The organism is Novosphingobium endophyticum (assembly GCF_014640675.1).
In the GTDB taxonomy this organism is placed as follows: Bacteria; Pseudomonadota; Alphaproteobacteria; order Sphingomonadales; family Sphingomonadaceae; genus Novosphingobium; species Novosphingobium endophyticum.
Genome location: NZ_BMHK01000013.1, coordinates 33,425 through 48,535, shown reverse-complemented (window position 1 = coordinate 48,535; position 15,111 = coordinate 33,425). Strand labels below are relative to the sequence as shown.

At 64.4% G+C, this 15,111-nt stretch carries 16 protein-coding genes; 5 read left to right on the top strand and 11 right to left on the bottom strand.

What is annotated here, in order from left to right; genetic code table 11:
• The first annotated feature begins 103 nt into the window (after positions 1-103).
• Positions 104-946, top strand: a complete 843-nt coding sequence (locus tag IEX32_RS11060; protein WP_188771457.1) for a sterol desaturase family protein — start codon at positions 104-106, stop codon at positions 944-946.
• Positions 947-954: 8 nt separating this feature from the next.
• Here the strand turns inward: IEX32_RS11060 and IEX32_RS11055 are convergent, their stop codons facing one another.
• From IEX32_RS11055 to IEX32_RS11040, 4 genes are read right to left on the bottom strand one after another with little or no spacing between them, the layout of a single operon-like run.
• Positions 955-1,383 (bottom strand): nuclear transport factor 2 family protein, encoded by a 429-nt coding sequence (locus IEX32_RS11055; RefSeq protein WP_188771455.1) that lies wholly within the window; start codon positions 1,381-1,383, stop codon positions 955-957.
• Positions 1,384-1,398: 15 nt separating this feature from the next.
• Complete coding sequence (locus IEX32_RS11050; RefSeq protein WP_188771452.1) at positions 1,399-2,550, bottom strand: thiolase family protein; 1,152 nt, start codon at positions 2,548-2,550, stop codon at positions 1,399-1,401.
• Positions 2,547-2,906, bottom strand: coding sequence for a Zn-ribbon domain-containing OB-fold protein (locus IEX32_RS11045; protein WP_188771450.1), 360 nt, complete (start codon positions 2,904-2,906; stop codon positions 2,547-2,549). Before IEX32_RS11045 ends, IEX32_RS11050 begins: the two co-directional genes overlap by 4 nt.
• Positions 2,907-2,911: 5 nt before the next feature.
• Positions 2,912-3,682 (bottom strand): enoyl-CoA hydratase/isomerase family protein, encoded by a 771-nt coding sequence (locus IEX32_RS11040; protein WP_188771448.1) that lies wholly within the window; start codon positions 3,680-3,682, stop codon positions 2,912-2,914.
• Between the two features lie 162 nt (positions 3,683-3,844).
• Between IEX32_RS11040 and IEX32_RS11035 the strand changes: the two genes are divergently transcribed.
• The 3 genes from IEX32_RS11035 (at position 3,845) to IEX32_RS11025 (ending at position 7,136) form a co-directional block, all read left to right on the top strand.
• Positions 3,845-5,026 carry an acetyl-CoA C-acyltransferase gene (locus tag IEX32_RS11035; protein ID WP_188771446.1) on the top strand — a complete coding sequence of 394 codons (1,182 nt, stop codon included), beginning with the start codon at positions 3,845-3,847 and terminating at the stop codon, positions 5,024-5,026.
• Positions 5,027-5,151: 125 nt separating this feature from the next.
• Positions 5,152-6,132 carry a thiamine pyrophosphate-dependent dehydrogenase E1 component subunit alpha gene (locus IEX32_RS11030; RefSeq protein ID WP_188771445.1) on the top strand — a complete coding sequence of 327 codons (981 nt, stop codon included), beginning with the start codon at positions 5,152-5,154 and terminating at the stop codon, positions 6,130-6,132.
• Positions 6,132-7,136, top strand: a complete 1,005-nt coding sequence (locus tag IEX32_RS11025) for an alpha-ketoacid dehydrogenase subunit beta (protein ID WP_188771443.1) — start codon at positions 6,132-6,134, stop codon at positions 7,134-7,136. The genes IEX32_RS11030 and IEX32_RS11025 overlap by 1 nt, the downstream gene beginning before the upstream one ends.
• 34 nt (positions 7,137-7,170) lie before the next feature.
• Here IEX32_RS11025 and IEX32_RS11020 read toward each other — a convergent pair whose 3' ends face one another.
• Together IEX32_RS11020 and IEX32_RS11015 are read right to left on the bottom strand one after the other, a co-directional pair.
• Positions 7,171-8,073 (bottom strand): SDR family NAD(P)-dependent oxidoreductase, encoded by a 903-nt coding sequence (locus IEX32_RS11020; RefSeq protein WP_188771441.1) that lies wholly within the window; start codon positions 8,071-8,073, stop codon positions 7,171-7,173.
• A gap of 19 nt (positions 8,074-8,092) precedes the next feature.
• Entirely contained in the window at positions 8,093-9,268 is a 1,176-nt protein-coding gene (locus IEX32_RS11015; RefSeq protein WP_188771439.1) for a DUF1214 domain-containing protein, read from the bottom strand.
• Between the two features lie 199 nt (positions 9,269-9,467).
• On the opposite strand from IEX32_RS11015, the gene IEX32_RS11010 reads away from it, so the two are divergent.
• Positions 9,468-10,370, top strand: a complete 903-nt coding sequence (locus IEX32_RS11010) for a LysR family transcriptional regulator (protein ID WP_188771437.1) — start codon at positions 9,468-9,470, stop codon at positions 10,368-10,370.
• A gap of 52 nt (positions 10,371-10,422) precedes the next feature.
• On the opposite strand, the gene IEX32_RS11005 is transcribed toward IEX32_RS11010, so the two are convergent.
• From IEX32_RS11005 to IEX32_RS10985, 5 genes are all read right to left on the bottom strand, one after another.
• Positions 10,423-10,977 (bottom strand): nuclear transport factor 2 family protein, encoded by a 555-nt coding sequence (locus IEX32_RS11005; RefSeq protein ID WP_188771435.1) that lies wholly within the window; start codon positions 10,975-10,977, stop codon positions 10,423-10,425.
• Positions 10,978-11,006: 29 nt separating this feature from the next.
• On the bottom strand, positions 11,007-12,764 hold the full coding sequence (locus tag IEX32_RS11000; RefSeq protein WP_188771432.1) for an N-acyl-D-amino-acid deacylase family protein: 1,758 nt from the start codon (positions 12,762-12,764) through the stop codon (positions 11,007-11,009).
• Positions 12,765-12,942: 178 nt separating this feature from the next.
• Entirely contained in the window at positions 12,943-13,209 is a 267-nt protein-coding gene (locus IEX32_RS10995; protein WP_229736322.1) for a cytochrome P450, read from the bottom strand.
• Positions 13,172-13,639 (bottom strand): MarR family winged helix-turn-helix transcriptional regulator, encoded by a 468-nt coding sequence (locus tag IEX32_RS10990; RefSeq protein WP_188771430.1) that lies wholly within the window; start codon positions 13,637-13,639, stop codon positions 13,172-13,174. The genes IEX32_RS10995 and IEX32_RS10990 overlap by 38 nt, the downstream gene beginning before the upstream one ends.
• A 238-nt stretch (positions 13,640-13,877) precedes the next feature.
• Positions 13,878-15,098 carry a cytochrome P450 gene (locus IEX32_RS10985; RefSeq protein WP_188771428.1) on the bottom strand — a complete coding sequence of 407 codons (1,221 nt, stop codon included), beginning with the start codon at positions 15,096-15,098 and terminating at the stop codon, positions 13,878-13,880.
• Positions 15,099-15,111 lie beyond the last annotated feature (13 nt).

The following is a 15,111-nucleotide window of genomic DNA, read 5'->3' as shown; positions in this document are numbered from 1 at the left end:
GCAAATCAATCAATGCCTAAATCTCATGGGAATCCACATTACTATGCATTGGATGTGATGGGCAAGCCGCGTTAGCCTGCATCCAAGGACAAGGAGATCGAGGATGTTTTACGGCATGTACATGATCGCGGCGACGCTGGTCGTGCTGGTCGCGGAGATACTCGCCGGACGCCATAAAGGGGTCCACACCGCCGGCGAGCGGCGCGTGCTGTGGGGCGCCGCCCTCACCGGACTGGCGGTCGCACGGCCGGTGTCGGCCCTTGTGCTTGGCTGGACGATCGGGCTGATCCTGCCGCAGTGGCGCGGCACTTTTGCCGGTACGCCGGTGCTCTACGGCTATCTCGCCACGTTGCTGGCGGCGGAGTTTGCCTTCTACTGGGTGCATCGCTGGGCGCATGAGGCCGCCAAATGGAAGAATCCGTGGCTCTGGCGCCTGCATCGCACGCACCATTCCGGCAAATACATGAGCGTCCTGCTGACGGTGCGGATCAATGGCTTCTGGTACTTCATCGTGCCGACGGCCTGGGTTCTGGCCATCGTCTTTTATCTTGGCCAGGAAAAGGCGGCCGCGCTCACATCCGTCACCATCTATATGTGGAACCTCATCACTCATGCGAATTTCCGCTGGGACGACAAGTTGCGTTCCCACAAGGTTGCCGGGCCGATGTTCCGCGCGCTGGAACATGTCATCGTCTCGCCCGGCATCCACCACAGCCACCATGGCTATGGCAAGGATGGGGGGCCGTTCCGCAACTATGCGGTGACGATCGCCCTGTATGACTGGATGTTCGGAACCCTCTACATCCCCAAGGGCCGGCCCTGGCGATATGGCATACCGGGCAAGGACCCGCACTGGACCGAGGAAGTCTTCTATCCGTTGGTGCGCGGTCGCCCCGATACCGCGCTCGACACGGCGCCCGATTCGGCGGTTGTCCCCAAGGTCTGATGAATCGGTCAGCCGAGCACGCGTCCCCAAAAGTCCTGGGCGTCGGCATCGAGCATGTCGGCGCCATAAGTGATCCTGCCGTCCTCGACGCGATACACCATCGCCCATTCGTAGCGAATATCCTCGCCCGTCGCCTTGCTCTTGCGCCGCGCTTTGGCATGGACGACCGCGCATTCGGCTCCGATGCCGTTGATTGACAGGATTTCGTCATGCCGGTCCGACAGCGCATCGGCACACCGAGCGACGAACGCCAGAAAGGCGTCCCGGCCCGCCAGCATTTCCTTCGTACCGCTCGGCCCGAAGAGGCTGTGGCAGACATCAGCATGGAAATAATCCGCCATGGCCCGGCCATCCGGCGGTGCGCTCGTACCGAAAACGTCGCCATCCTGCCCGCCGAAGCGGAACATCCCGCGCAGCAATTCTTCTGCAGCGTTCATCACCCTATCCTCCGATCAGGCGCGCGACAGGATCACCGTCGCCTCGCTCGACAGCACGCCGCCATTGCCATGGGCGAGGGCCAACTGGGCGTCCCGGACCTGCCGTTCGCCCGCCTCCCCGCGAAGCTGGCGCACCGCCTCGACCAGGAGGAACAGCCCATACATGCCCGGATGCACGCAGGACAGTCCCCCGCCATTGGTGTTGAGCGCAAGTCCGCCGCCCGGCGCGATGTGGCCGCCGGATATGAAACGGCCGCCTTCGCCCTTGGGACAGAAGCCAAGATCCTCAAAGAACAGGATCGGCGTGATAGTGAAGGCGTCGTAGAGCATCACGACGTCGATATCGCCCGGACCGACGCCGGCCTGCGCGAAAGCCTGCGGCCCGGAGATCGCCGCGCCCGTCACGGTAAGGTCAGGCATGGAACTGATTTCGCGATGAGTGACGGCATGGGCGGCGCCCAGCACATGGACCGGCGCCTTCGCGCAGTCCTTCGCCCGATCGGCGCGAACCATCACTACCGCGGCGGCGCCATCGTTGAAAAGGCAGCAGTCACGCACCGTCAGAGGGTCGGACACCATCCGGGCGTTCAGCACATCCTCGACGGTCAGCGCCTCGCGCACTGCCGCCTCCGGGTTCAGCTGGGCCCATTGCCGCGCGGCCACGGCGACTTCCGCCAGTTGTTCGCGCGTGGTGCCGTAGAGGTGCATGTGCCGGCTTGCCGCCAGCGCATAGGAGGAGATCGGCGCGAGAGGCCGATAGGGCGCCTCCCACGGGCTCTGCCTGGTCATGCCCACTCCCGGTGGCGGGTTGCTCGCCGGGTTGGAACCATAGGCGATCAGCGCGCAGTCGATCAGCCCCACCTCCAGCGCCAGCGCCGCCTGCTGCACATAGACCTCGAACGCCGAACCGCCGGTGCGATTGCAATCCGTCACCTTGGGCGTGACGCCCAGGTATTCCGCCAGCTCCATCCCGCCGAGCGCTTCGTAAGGGGCGGAGGTGTATAGTGCGTCCACTTCCGACAGGGCGATGCCCGCATCCGCAAGCGCGAGCAGCGTCGCCTTGGCCGCCATGTCGATCGCCGAGACGCCGGGGCATCTGCCGATGCCGAAAGTCGCGGCGCCGACGATTGCGGTGCGCCCGCGCGGAAATCCGTAATGAGCGCTCATGCCGGCACAAAGACGAGCAACGGCTTGTGCCCTTCGTCGATAATTCTGGCGCGGACCGCCATGCCGATTTTCACCTCGTCCACCGCGATAGCGTCGACGCGGCTCATCAGCCGCGGCCCCTCGGCGAGATCGACCAGCACGACATTATAGCTGTCGGCCGGGTCTTTCTTGCGGACCACGGTGACGGCATGGACCGTGCCCTTGCCTGACGCCTCGACCCATTCCAGATCGTCCGCGCCGGTGCCGGGATGCGCCACGCGCGGGTAGAAGACGTGACCGCCGGTCGAACGGCTCCGCTGGATCATGAAGCGGCCCTCCTCAAGATGAGCGCGCCATTCGGCTTCGGGCTGGATCATGCCGGTCACGCCCCCCGGAACTCGGGCTTGCGTTTCTCGCGAAAGGCCTTGAGCCCTTCCTCATGATCCTCGGTGCGGCTGGCGATCGGTTGCATGGTGGCTTCCATGTCGAGATATTGCTCGAAGCTGGCGTTCCAGCTGAGGTCGAACTGCCGCTTGGCGAGGGCCATAGCGACGGTGGGGCCGGCGGCGAAGCTGGCCGCCAGTTCCATGGCGCGGTCCATCAGGGCATCGTCGGCGACCTTTTCATAGGCGAGACCCATCGCCACCGCCTCGTCGGCGCGAATGACGCGGCCCGAATAGATCAGCTCCTTGGCCTTCTGCACGCCCAGCAACTGGCGCAGATGCCAGACAAGCCCGCCATCGGGGGCCAGTGCGATATTGCGGAAGATGGCGGCGAACTTCGCCTTCTCGCCCGCCAGCACGATGTCGCAGGCCAACGCATAGGAGAAGCCGACGCCGACGCAGATCCCCGGCACTGCCGCAATGGTCGGCTTCTTGAGGGAATATATGGCCCTGGCGATGCGGTTGAGCGTGTGCATCCGGTCCATCGACCCCGTGACGCCGCCCCGGCCCAGACCGCCTACGTCCATACCCGAGCAGAAATCGCCTCCCGCGCCGGTGAGGATCACTGCACTTACGTCATGGTCCAGCGCGATCTCCTCGAACGCCCCATAGAACTGGCCCCGCATCTCCTGCGTGATGGCATTCTTGGTCTGCGGACGGTCGAGCGTCACGATGGCGACCGGGCCTTGCTTCTCTAGGGTGATGGTCATGTAGGGTTCCTGCATTGACGGGTCGTTCCTGCTTTGTGGGCCGCGGCCACCGATGGTCAAGCCAACGGGAAAACATCGGAAACGTGATGAAGGCCCGCTGCCATGGTACCGGGATCGCCAAATGCCTAACTGTCGCCCGGACCTACGGGAGACATTCGAGAGATGAAGGAAGCAGCGATCGTCGCCACGGCGCGAACGCCCATCGGCAAGGCCCACCGGGGCGCCCTCAACAATCTCCACGGCGCGACGATGGCCGGGCATGTCATCGCGGCGGCCGTCGCCAGGGCGGGTATCGACCCCGGCGAGGTCGAGGACGTGCTGCTGGGCTCGGCCCGGTGCGAAGGCGCGGTCGGCTCCAACATCGCGCGTCAGGCGGCTCTGCGGGCGGGGCTGCCGATCAGCGTCTGCGGCGTCACGATGGACCGCAAATGCGCCTCCGGCCTCCAGACCATCGCCTATGCGGCGCAGCGCATTCGCGCGGGAGAGGGCGGCATTTATGTAGCGGGCGGCGTGGAGACGGTGTCGCTGGTCGATCCGCATCGCAACACCTTTCGCAACAAGGACGAATGGCTGCTGGAGCACAAGCCCGAAATCTACATGGCGATGAACCTGACGGGCGATCTCGTCGCCCGCCGCTACGGCGTGAGCCGCGAGGCGCAGGACGAATTCGCCGTGATCAGTCAGGCCCGCACCGTCGCCGCGCAGGAAAATGGCTGGTTCGACGAGGAAATCGTGCCAATCGCCGCGGTGAGGAACGTCGTCGACAAGTCGCTGGCCGTTGTGGGGCAGGAAGAGGTCACGCTGACGAGGGACGAGTGCAATCGTCCGGGGACGGACATCGAAGGACTGGCGAAGCTGAAGCCCCTCTTCGAGGGCGGCACGGTGACGGCGGGCAATTGCAGCCAGTTGTCCGACGGCTCCAGCGTGTGCGTCGTCATGGACGCCGACGAGGCGGCACGGCGCGGCATTCCGATCCTGGGCCTCTACAAGGGCATGCAGGCGGCGGGATGCGAACCGGACGAGATGGGCATCGGCCCCGTCTTCGCGGTGCCCAGGCTGCTGGACCGGCTCGGTCTGACGGTGAATGATATCGACTTGTGGGAACTGAACGAGGCCTATGCGAGCCAGGCCCTGTATTGCCGGGACAGACTGGGAATTGCGCAGGAGCGGCTGAATGTCGATGGCGGGGCGATTTCCGTCGGCCATCCTTTCGGCATGACGGGATCGCGCATGACGGGCCACGCGCTGCTTGCGGGACGGCGGCTCGGCGCCAAAAACGCCGTCGTCACCATGTGCATCGGCGGCGGGATGGGCGCTGCGGCGCTGTTCGAGCTTGTCGGTTGAATACCGCAAACCTTCACAACCGCGATATCGTAACGCGGCTGTGGACCAGGGGCTTCCGGCCCTCCCATAACTTCGGGACCGCATTCGGTAGCATTTGCGAACCGCCAGAAAAGGATGGTTGAACCATGAGCAACAGGGCAGTGCCGGATGCGGCGACCCAAGTGGAAATCTACCGCCGGATGGCCTTGATCAAGGCGAACGACGAACGTTCGCGCAAGGTCGTCATGAGCGGGCGTCTCGTCATGCCTTATTACAGCCCGCGCGGCCAAGAGGTCATTCCCAGCGCGATGTCCGTCAACCTGAACGACGACGACTATCTGTGCACCATCTATCGCGGCACCCACGACATGCTGGCCAAGGGCTTCCCGCTCAAGGATCTATGGGCGGAGATTGCCGGCCGCGTCGACGGCACCTGCAAGGGGAAGGGCGGGCCGATGCACCTCACCTATCCCGAAAAGGGCGTGATGGTGACGACCGGTATCGTCGGCTCCTCCATGCCGATCGCCAATGGTCTCGCCTGGGGATCTCAGATGCGCGGCGATGGCCGCGTGACAGTGGCCACCTTTGGTGACGGCGCGTCGAATATCGGCGCTTTCCACGAGTCCCTGAACCTCGCTGCCGTCTGGAAGCTGCCCGTGATCTTCCTGTGCCAGAACAATGAATGGGGCGAGCACACGGCCTATCACAAGACCAGCAATGTGCGCGTCGCGGATCGCGCGGCGGCCTATGGCATGGCGGGCGAACGCGTCGACGGTAACGACCCCTTCGCGATGTATGCCGCCGCCAACGAGGCCGTGGCCCGTGCCCGCGCCGGCGGCGGGCCGACCTTGATCGAAGCGATGACTTATCGCTTCCACGGCCATGTGTTCGGCGACCAGGACGCCTACATGGACAAGGCGCGCAAGGCCGAAGCCATGGAGAACGACCCCGTTTCCCGCTTCCGTGCAAGGCTGATCGCTGACGGAATTTCGACCGAGGAACAGCTCGCCGCCATGGAGGCCGCGACCGAGAAGGAGATTGACGAGGCTATCGAATGCGCCCTCGCCAGCGCCTTCCCCGGCGTCGAGGAACTGAAGCGCGACGTCTTCGCGGAGGAGCTGGCCTGATGAGTACCGAAACCATGACCAAGCCCGCCAAGGCGACCACCTTGCAGGCGATCAACGCCGCCATTGCCGATGCGATGGAGGAGGACGAGAATGTCGTCGTCCTGGGCGAGGATGTCGCCGACCCGGAAGAAGGCGGCGTCTGTGGCGTCACCAAGGGGCTATCCTCCCGGTTCGGCGATCAGCGCGTGCGTTCCACTCCGATCTCGGAACAGGCGATCATCGGCGCGGCAATCGGCGCCAGCATGATCGGGTTTAAGCCCGTTGCCGAGATCATGCTGATGAACTTCACCACGGTCGCGATGGACATGATCGTAAACCACGCGGCAAAGCTGCGCTTCATGTCGGGCGGCCAGACCCATGTGCCCATCGTTATACGCACCATGACCGGCACCGGCTTTTCCTCCGGCGGTCAGCACAGCGACTATCTGGAGGCATGGTTCGCTCACACCGCGGGCATCAAGGTCCTCGCCCCCTCCAGCCCGCAGGACGCCTATGGTCTGATGCGCAGCGCCATCGACGATCCAGATCCGGTACTGTTCATCGAGAACGGGCCCACTTACTGGACTCCGGCCGCGGCGCCCGAAAAGGGGCAGCGAGTACCGATTGGCAAAGCCAATGTGCTGGCAGAAGGAACCGACCTCACCATCATCGCCTATTCGCGGATGATCCACGAGGCGACGCCTGCGGTCGCAAAGCTGGCGGAAGCGGGCATTTCGGCCGAACTCATCGACCTGCGGACTGTCGCGCCCTGGGATCGCGAGGCGGTGCTGGCGTCGGTCGCCAAAACGGGCCGGGCGATGATCGTCCACGAGGCCGTAACGCCCTTCGGCGTCGGCGCGGAGATCGCGGCGGTGCTGAACGAAGAACTGTTCGGCAAACTGAAGGCGCCGGTCAGGCGGCTTGGCGGCGCTTTCTGTCCGGTGCCCTTCTCCAAGCCGCTCGAAACGGCCTTTGCCCCGCAGACCGCCGAGATTGTCGAAGTGGCCAAGGGCATGGTCGGCTGATCCGTCCGGAGTTACTCATGAGCGATGGCGATCCTTACGCAGGGTCACCGTCGCGATACATGCGCTCCAGCGTGCCGGCGAGCGGCATCGGGACGAATCCGTCGCCGAAGGGCCACTCGAGGAAACCCGCCGCCGCCATCGTCCCGCCATCCACGTGCAGCGTCATGCCGGAGACGAAGGTGGAAAGATCGGAGGCCAGGAACAGCACGGCGTCACCCAGCGCCTCGACCGGCGGCGCTTCGCCGTACGGGATGTACATTTGCAGGCCCTTGGGCTGCGCATGCCCGGACAGGCGCGTGAAGCCCTCCGCGAATTCGGGCGGCATCGCGGCGGCATTACCCTTGCTGAACGTGGTATCCGGCGCGATGCAGTTCAGGCGGATCTTCTCCTTGCCCAGTTCCACCGCCATCGAGCGAGTGAAGTTGGCCGTGGCGGCCTTTGCGCCCGCATAGACGGAAAAGCCCGCCGCGCCGCGATGCGCCTCAATGGTGGTGAAGTTGATGATGCTGCCTCCGCCCTCCGACCGCCGCAGGAGGAGGATGGCCCGTTGCACCGACTGCACGACATAGCCGTAATTGCGCTGGACATCGCGCGCGATGTCGGCGCGGCTGGCCTCCATCAGCGGTTGCCGCTTTGTTCCGCCCGCGACGTTGACGACAATGTCGAGCCGGGGAAATTCCGCCTCCACCGCGTCATAAAAGGCGTCGAGAGCATCGGCATCCGCGGCGTCGAGGACATGCGCCGACACCCGGCGTCCCAGAGCATCGATCGCGGCTTCCGTCGTCGCCTGCGCCTCCGCGTCGATGTCGCATATTGCCAGGTCGACGCCGGCGCGGGCGAGGGCCAGCGACACGCCCGCGCCGATGCCGCCCCCGCCGCCGATCACGACCGCGACCTTGCCATGCAAATTGGCGCGGCTGTCCAGATAACCGCTCATATCATTTTTCCCCTCGTTTTCACCATTTGCGGCGAAGCTGCGAGCCGATGCGACGCTTGCGCAATGCCTCGGCACGTTCCGCCTCGCCGATCCGGGGCGTGTCTTCGGGCAGATGCTGGTCGAGATCGGCGAACTTCACCTTCGTAATCGCCGGAAGAGGCTCGCTGGAACAGCGATACCAGCGGCCGATCATCATGCCATACAGATTGCCGCCCGTATCGAGCCAGTTGGCAATGCCCGGATCGCGGTGTGACAGCACGGCACGGAACCTGCCGTCGCTGTCCACCACTGCCTGATGGCCGTTCAGGCTCGACTGTTGATAGACATAGTCGACCTGGTTCCACAATCCGTCGATAACCTGCACATTCCAGTAGAGCCGCCGTTCGGGAAGATCGCTCTCGATGATGAGTGCCTCGTCCCCGGCGATGTCGAACACCGTTTCCCAATAGGTCTGCGGCCAATCCTCACCATTGCCCAGTTCCTGATAGCTGTTCAGGTTGAACCGGTTGATGAAACCGCGCTTCGCGCAGCGATTGACGGCGCCAAGACAGATGCCGGACAGGTTGCGGGCATAACCGCCCAACAGATGCGTCAGCTTCGCGTCGATCTCTTCGGCCGACAGGGCCGGGCGGATCGGCGACACCGCGTCGAGGCGCTCTATGGCGAGCACGACGTCCCGTTCCCTGCCCCAATCATAGGAGAACTGGCGGGCCATGATGAAATCCGTCTCCGGGTCCATCGGCCGCCAGTCGCCCCCGTAGCCCGCGGGTCGTTCGGTGCTGAAGATCACCTCGAACTTACCGTCGGCGTCGAGGCTGAGATCGTCCATGTCATGATTGCCGAGCCCGCGTCCGGGCAGCGCGTCCATGCCGATGATGCGGCTACCCAAAGCGAACCCCGCCACCGGCGCGTTGCCTCGCTCGCCGACCACCCGGTAGACGCCGCGGCCGTCCACCGGAGCGTAATAATAGACCGCATCGGGATTGGGCTGGGCGAGGAAGACGCTGTTTTCGAACGGCGCGAATTCGGGATGGTCCGGGCTCGACTGAAACAGCAGGAAATAACCCTGCGCGATGTTCATCGCGAATTGTCTCCAGAGCTGCGCCTTCATCAGATCGCTGTCGGGAAAAGCTAGGCGTGACGCGAGTTGTTCCGCGCCCTTCAGCAGATCGACATAATGCGGCCAATCCTTCATCCTTTGCCTCCTCACATTCTGTCGAAACAGTGAGAGCGCGGACCAAGCATCGCCAGCGCTGATACGCGGCAAATGCGAAGCACCATATCCATGATGGTCGACCAGCGGGGGCTGTGATGCGCGGGAACGCATGTCTATTCTTGTCGCGCGGTACGGGCCGGCGCGTGAAAACCGGCGCTGGAGACTCGGAAAAGCAGCGATGGATCGGCTCAACGCCATGGAAGCATTCGTCGCGGTCGCGGAGGAGGCCTCCTTCACCAAGGCCGCGGCACGGATGCGCCTGTCGACAGCCATGATGACCCTGCACATCAGCCGTCTCGAAGAGCATCTGGGTGCACGCCTGTTCAACCGCACGACCCGGCGCGTCGACCTGACCGCGGACGGTCGGCAGTTACTGGAACACGCACGAGCCGCGCTGGACGCCTACGCGACCGCGGAAAAGGCGCTGCATCCGGGTAGCGGGCCGCGGGGACGGGTACGGGTCGATGTCCCCGCCTCGGTAGGCCACGCCTTCGTTGTGCCGGCGCTCGCTGAATTTCGCCGTCTGCATCCCGACATCACCCTCGATCTCACGCTGGGTGACAGGGGAACGTTCTTTCGCCTGGACGGGTTCGATATCGTCATGCGTGCGGGCGAGATACCGTCGTCGGACTGGCTCACCGTGCCATTGGGGCAGACGCGGCTGGTCTGCGTGGCATCGCCATCCTATCTCGAGCAGCACGGCGTGCCCCTCGTTCCCGACGACCTCAGCCATCACCGCTGCATCCTCTATGCCAGCGTGGAGATGCCGGGCGGCAATCCGTGGATCTTCGCGGATGATGCCCGCAAGGTGCGTGTCCGGCCACCGGCAGCCTTCTCCTTCAACGACGGCGCCGCGATCATGGCTGCCGCGCGCGCGGGTCTGGGCATCGCGCAGAATCTGGAAATGCTGGCACGGCGCGATCTGGAGGCCGGTACGCTGTTGCCCGTCCTTCCGGACCTGGCGCAGTCACCGCTGTCGGTCGTGTTGATGGGCTCCAAGGAAAGACTGGCCATGCCGCATGTCCGCGCGGTGCTCAGTTTCCTGACCGAGCGGATCGACTGGGCGCTTGGCCCCGACTGACCGTGCCGGAACCGCTCCGGCAAGATTAAGCGCCCGTCGGCCCCGATCCGTATCAGGCGATGGCGCGCTCCCTGGTAAGCGGGCGAACATACGAAACGTCGCCCTTATCGCGGCGGCTGGGGCCGGATTTGTAGAGCATGTCCTTCCACGCCTCGGAGATGGGCGGTGCAATGAACTGGCCGGACAGTTCGTTGACGCAGACGCGATGTGCGATGCGCCATTCACCGTCCCGCCTTTCAAAGCGGTCGACGTAGCGGCCGAAGGCGAGGGTCGGCGGCCCCTCCCGGTTTTCGCCCCAGAAGATGTAATATGTCTCGCCATGGGCGGTGTCGCCGTCGAACTCGACCGTGTGATTGCTGATGATATGCTGATGCCTGGTCTGGTTCTCATGATGCCAGCCGAGCGCCCAGTCGACGAACTGCGCGGCGACGCCTTCGGCAACCCCGTGCTCGTCAAAGGCATCGGGCCAATAGGCGGAGAGCATCAGTTCCCGGTCATGCCGGTCGACGCCGCGCGTATAGCGGTGAAGCGCGGCCAGGATATCCGCCCGATCCTTCTGTTCCTGAACGAAGGCGATGAGTTCGGGCGTCAGCTTTGTGTCTGCCATCGGTGGTCCTCTTTCCAGTGATCGGCCGGTCATGCCCGCTCGAGAATTTCCTGGTCGGCGATGTGAGGCGCCCCGCGGCAGCCGCGCACCAGACGACCCGGCAGAGCTCCGGTCGAGCGGCCGTTGCGATACGTCACGACACCGCTGACGATGGTCGCTTCATAACCATCCGCGCGCTGCGACAGGCGCCGTCCCCCGGTGGGCAGGTCATATGTGACGTGCGGCGCGTAGAGGTGCAGCCTTTCCATGTCGATGATGTTGAGATCGGCCTTGTAACCCGGCCGAACCAGCCCGCGATCGCCGAGGCCTACCGCGTGGGCGGGTTCGAAGGTGAGCTTGCGGATGGCATAAGGCAGCTCGATTTTCCGGGCCTCCTCCGCGTCGCGTACCCAATAGGTGAGGAAGTAGGTGGTATATGCCGCATCGCAGATCATGCTGTAATGCGCACCGCCGTCGCCGAGTGCGGGAAATGTGCGGTCGTTCTTCACCAGATTGAGACCGGAACTCTGGAAGCGCTCACCCTCGGAATTGCCCAGCGGGCGATAAAGCACCTCGCGGCCGTCGCGCTGGAGCAGTGCGTCGTAGATGAGTTCCTTGGGATCAACCCCCATGGCCCGCGCCCGCGCCGCGATGCTCTCGTCGGGATGCGGATTGTAGTTCGGCGGGTTGCCCAGCACGAAAAGAGCGTCGAGGTCCGAGATGACGAACATGAAGAAGGCGTGCGGGTCCTGCGGTTCCTCCGCGATCAGGCGCTTTCGGTATTGGGGGTCGCGCATCCGTTGCACCTTTTCCACCAGCGGCAGATGCTCGATCTCGCGGAAGCTCGGGTTGAAGGCGAACGGGTGGAGCGACAGCTCCAGTCCCAGCATGGCGCCGGTCGGACGCGGGATGATCTGGCCCCGGATTTCCAGCCCGTCCTGCTTGGCGGTTTCGAGGGCGCCCAGCATTTCCTTCCAGTCGGCCGGCCCGCGCGGCGACTGCATGAAGGTGAAGGAGACGGGACGCCCGGATGTGCGAGCGATGTCGCGCAGCAGTTCCATGCGCTCGGCCGCCGTCACGTCATAGCTGGGCACCATCTGGAACACGCCCTTGCCGGCATCGTGCAGGCCCGCCGCCAGCGCCAGGATCTCCTGATCCTCCGTTCTTACCGACGGCGCGGGCCGACCATCGCGAAACTGATGAGCATAGCTACGCGAGGTGGTGACGCCCAGCGCGCCCGCTTCGATCGCCTCCCGGGTCAGCCGCCGCATTTCGGCCAGATCCCCGTCGGTCGGCGGTTCGAGATTGGCGCCGCGCTCGCCCATGACATAGACGCGAAGGGGGCTGTGCGGCAGCTGCGCGGCGAAGTCGATGTCGCTTTCCCGCTTTTCAATCGCGTCGAGATAATCAGGAAAGGTTTCCCAGTTGAAGGGGACGCCTTCGGCCATGACGACCTCCGGAATGTCCTCCACGCCTTCCATCAGCTTGATCATCAGGTGATGGTCGCCGGCGCGAACCGGCGCGAAGCCGACGCCGCAATTGCCCATCACGACGGTGGTGACGCCATGGTCGGACGAGGGGGCGAGGCGGTTCTCCCAGGTGATCTGACCGTCATAATGAGTGTGCACGTCGATGAAGCCGGGCGTCACGATGCGGCCGCGCGCGTCAATCTCCTCCGCGCCCGCGCCGCTGACCTGACCCACTGCGATGATGACGCCATCCTTGACGGCGACGTCCGCGTCGAACGGCTCGGCGCCGCTGCCGTCAAGGATCGTCGCGCCGCGAATGACCAGGTCATAGTCCGTCATGATGGATTCCTCTCAAAGCTCTGGCGGGTCGCCTGTCCGCCGGAGGTTGCGGACCCGCAGGGGCGATTGGGTTGCTCTCTTGGTGACTGAGGCGCGGGAAAAGGCCAAGCCGTGACGGGCGGAGCGGGCCGACATTTCAGATAGGCGATGGATGCGATTTCCTGTCGGTTCCCGCCCTTCAGTCCCAGGCCACGGGCAGTTCGCGCTGACCCCAGTAGATCCAGCTGTCGATTCGCTCCGGCGTGCCGGTAAGCCGCAGGTCGGGCAGCTGCTCGACCAGTTTGCGCAGGCTGATCTGCGCCTCCAGCCGGGCAATAGGAGCGCCGAGGCAGAAATGGACGCCGTACCCGAAGGAAAGATGCCGCTTCGCCTGGTTGAGCGGACGGTCGATCCTGAACCTGTCGGGATCATCGAATATATTCGGATCGCGATTGGCACCCATCATCGAGAACATCAGCTTCGAGAACATCAGCTTCGAGGGCATCGGCAATTCGGTGTCGTGCATTTTCACCGGACACAGGCTGGAGCAGGTCGAAGGCGCGCTTGTCCCGCGCGTTGCGCCGCCGCTCGAGGAGGCCCTGCTTCTCCAGCCGGGCGATGCGCGTGGAGACCACGGCGTTGGAGACAAAGAGGGTGGAGGCAAGGTCGGTGGCGCGCAGGGCGCTGCGTTCGTCTATGGCGAGCGTACCCAGGAGATCGAGGTCGGCGAAGCCGCACCCCAGCTTCCCGGCAATGGCGTCGAGGTCCGTCGCGACAAGATGGCCGACCGTGAAGAAATGCCAGAGCGGCCCGAAATGCTCGACATCGAGGCCGGGCAGTTGCCGCGTGTAGTAGGACCGGCCAACATTGAGCTGATCCACGGGTTTGCGGGGCATGGCACCTCCTTCGCAGGTCACGCGCCCGGACGACTATCAGCCCCACAGCAGGCTTCGGCAAGGACCGTCACCACCTGCCCCAGGTCCGCGCCCTCTGGCTTGGGGCAAAAGGCAGGAAACCTGAATCGAGACCCGCTCGTCCTGAGCTTGTCGAAGGACGCTGGCGCATCGCCAGGCTTCGCCTCCTTCGACAAGCCCAGGACGAGCGGGGGATGGTGCAGATTTCGCGCGTAATGCTCTAGGGCCAGACAAGCTCCAGACGCAGCACGCCATTGACCATCCCGGTGGCAAGGATCGGCCTGGTCTCCGGCCTGATCTGGAAATCGGGGATGCGGCTCAGCCATTCCTGCAGGAAGATGCGCACCTCGCGGCGCGCCAGCACCGCGCCGGGACAGGCATGTGCCCCATTGCCGAACGCCGCGTGGACAGGCTTTGCCCGCTCGAAATCGACGACAAGGGGGGCATCGTTCAGCCTGTCGTCGATGCCCACGAACAGATTGGCGGGCAGGATACGGTCGCCCGCGCGGAAGTGCACGCCGTTGTAGTCGAAGTCTTCGACGATGACCCGCGCCGTATTGGCGAGGCCATGACGGCGGATCAATTCCTCGATCGCGTTCTTCAGATAGGCATCGTCGTCCAGCCGCTTGACAAGCTGGCGCCGATGGCCGGGATTGAGCGCGAGGAACCGCGCAATGAAGCCGATCATGCCCGCGACGGTGTCGAGGCCGCCGAACAGGACGAGGGTGGCGTAGTCCACCGCTTCCTTTTCAGAGATCCGACCGTCGCCCAGATCGACGTTTACGAGCTTGCTGAGCAGGTCATTGCCCGGATTGTCCCGCCGGGCGCGCACCTTGTCGATCAGATAGGCGCCCATTTCCATATGGGCGCGCAGCCGCGTCTCCGCATCCCGGCCACGCACCGAATCCTCGGCGAGCGGGAGCAGCACGGCCTTGTCGGCGAGGGGCAGATTCACCAGCTCCAGAAAGACGTGGATCGGAAGAACCTTCGCGAAATCCTCGATGAACTCGCATTCGCCCTGCGGCAGCACTTTCTCGATTGCAGCGATGGCAACGTCACGGACCGTGGATTCCAGCTCGGCGACGATTGCGGGCATGAGCGCCTGCATCAGCGGCCGGCGGTATCGCGCATGTTCCGGCGGATCCATCTCCAGCGGAATCTGGCGTGGCGTACCCTCCGGCATGGGAGGCAGGACGATATGCTTGTGCGAAAAATGTCCGAAGTCCCGCTGCATGGCAATGATGTCGTCGCCGCGCGTGGCGACCCAGTGCCCGCCATTGTGCGGCGTCCAGAAGATGTCCGGGCAAGCCTGCTGGATGGCGGCAAAGGCCGCCTGCACATCGTCGGCGGAACCGGGAATATCGTAGAGGTCGAAATCGCGGACCAGCTCGGCGGGGATATGGTCGGGCCGATGCACGGTGGTGTCGGCAATGGTCTGCATCTCGGCTCTCCTG

Bases quoted from the DNA above. Each gene is read 5' to 3' on its own strand.
- IEX32_RS11000 (WP_188771432.1), bottom strand. From the start codon at position 12,764: ATGACGGACTATGACCTGGTCATTCGCGGCGCGACGATCCTTGACGGC.
- IEX32_RS11030 (WP_188771445.1), top strand. From the start codon at position 5,152: ATGAGCAACAGGGCAGTGCCGGATGCGGCGACCCAAGTGGAAATCTAC.
- IEX32_RS11045 (WP_188771450.1), bottom strand. From the start codon at position 2,906: ATGATCCAGCCCGAAGCCGAATGGCGCGCTCATCTTGAGGAGGGCCGC.
- IEX32_RS11040 (WP_188771448.1), bottom strand. From the start codon at position 3,682: ATGACCATCACCCTAGAGAAGCAAGGCCCGGTCGCCATCGTGACGCTC.
- IEX32_RS10990 (WP_188771430.1), bottom strand. From the start codon at position 13,639: ATGCCCCGCAAACCCGTGGATCAGCTCAATGTTGGCCGGTCCTACTAC.
- IEX32_RS11050 (WP_188771452.1), bottom strand. From the start codon at position 2,550: ATGAGCGCTCATTACGGATTTCCGCGCGGGCGCACCGCAATCGTCGGC.
- IEX32_RS11035 (WP_188771446.1), top strand. From the start codon at position 3,845: ATGAAGGAAGCAGCGATCGTCGCCACGGCGCGAACGCCCATCGGCAAG.
- IEX32_RS11015 (WP_188771439.1), bottom strand. From the start codon at position 9,268: ATGAAGGATTGGCCGCATTATGTCGATCTGCTGAAGGGCGCGGAACAA.
- IEX32_RS11005 (WP_188771435.1), bottom strand. From the start codon at position 10,977: ATGGCAGACACAAAGCTGACGCCCGAACTCATCGCCTTCGTTCAGGAA.
- IEX32_RS11010 (WP_188771437.1), top strand. From the start codon at position 9,468: ATGGATCGGCTCAACGCCATGGAAGCATTCGTCGCGGTCGCGGAGGAG.
- IEX32_RS10995 (WP_229736322.1), bottom strand. From the start codon at position 13,209: ATGATGGGTGCCAATCGCGATCCGAATATATTCGATGATCCCGACAGG.
- IEX32_RS11025 (WP_188771443.1), top strand. From the start codon at position 6,132: ATGAGTACCGAAACCATGACCAAGCCCGCCAAGGCGACCACCTTGCAG.
- IEX32_RS10985 (WP_188771428.1), bottom strand. From the start codon at position 15,098: ATGCAGACCATTGCCGACACCACCGTGCATCGGCCCGACCATATCCCC.
- IEX32_RS11060 (WP_188771457.1), top strand. From the start codon at position 104: ATGTTTTACGGCATGTACATGATCGCGGCGACGCTGGTCGTGCTGGTC.
- IEX32_RS11020 (WP_188771441.1), bottom strand. From the start codon at position 8,073: ATGAGCGGTTATCTGGACAGCCGCGCCAATTTGCATGGCAAGGTCGCG.
- IEX32_RS11055 (WP_188771455.1), bottom strand. From the start codon at position 1,383: ATGAACGCTGCAGAAGAATTGCTGCGCGGGATGTTCCGCTTCGGCGGG.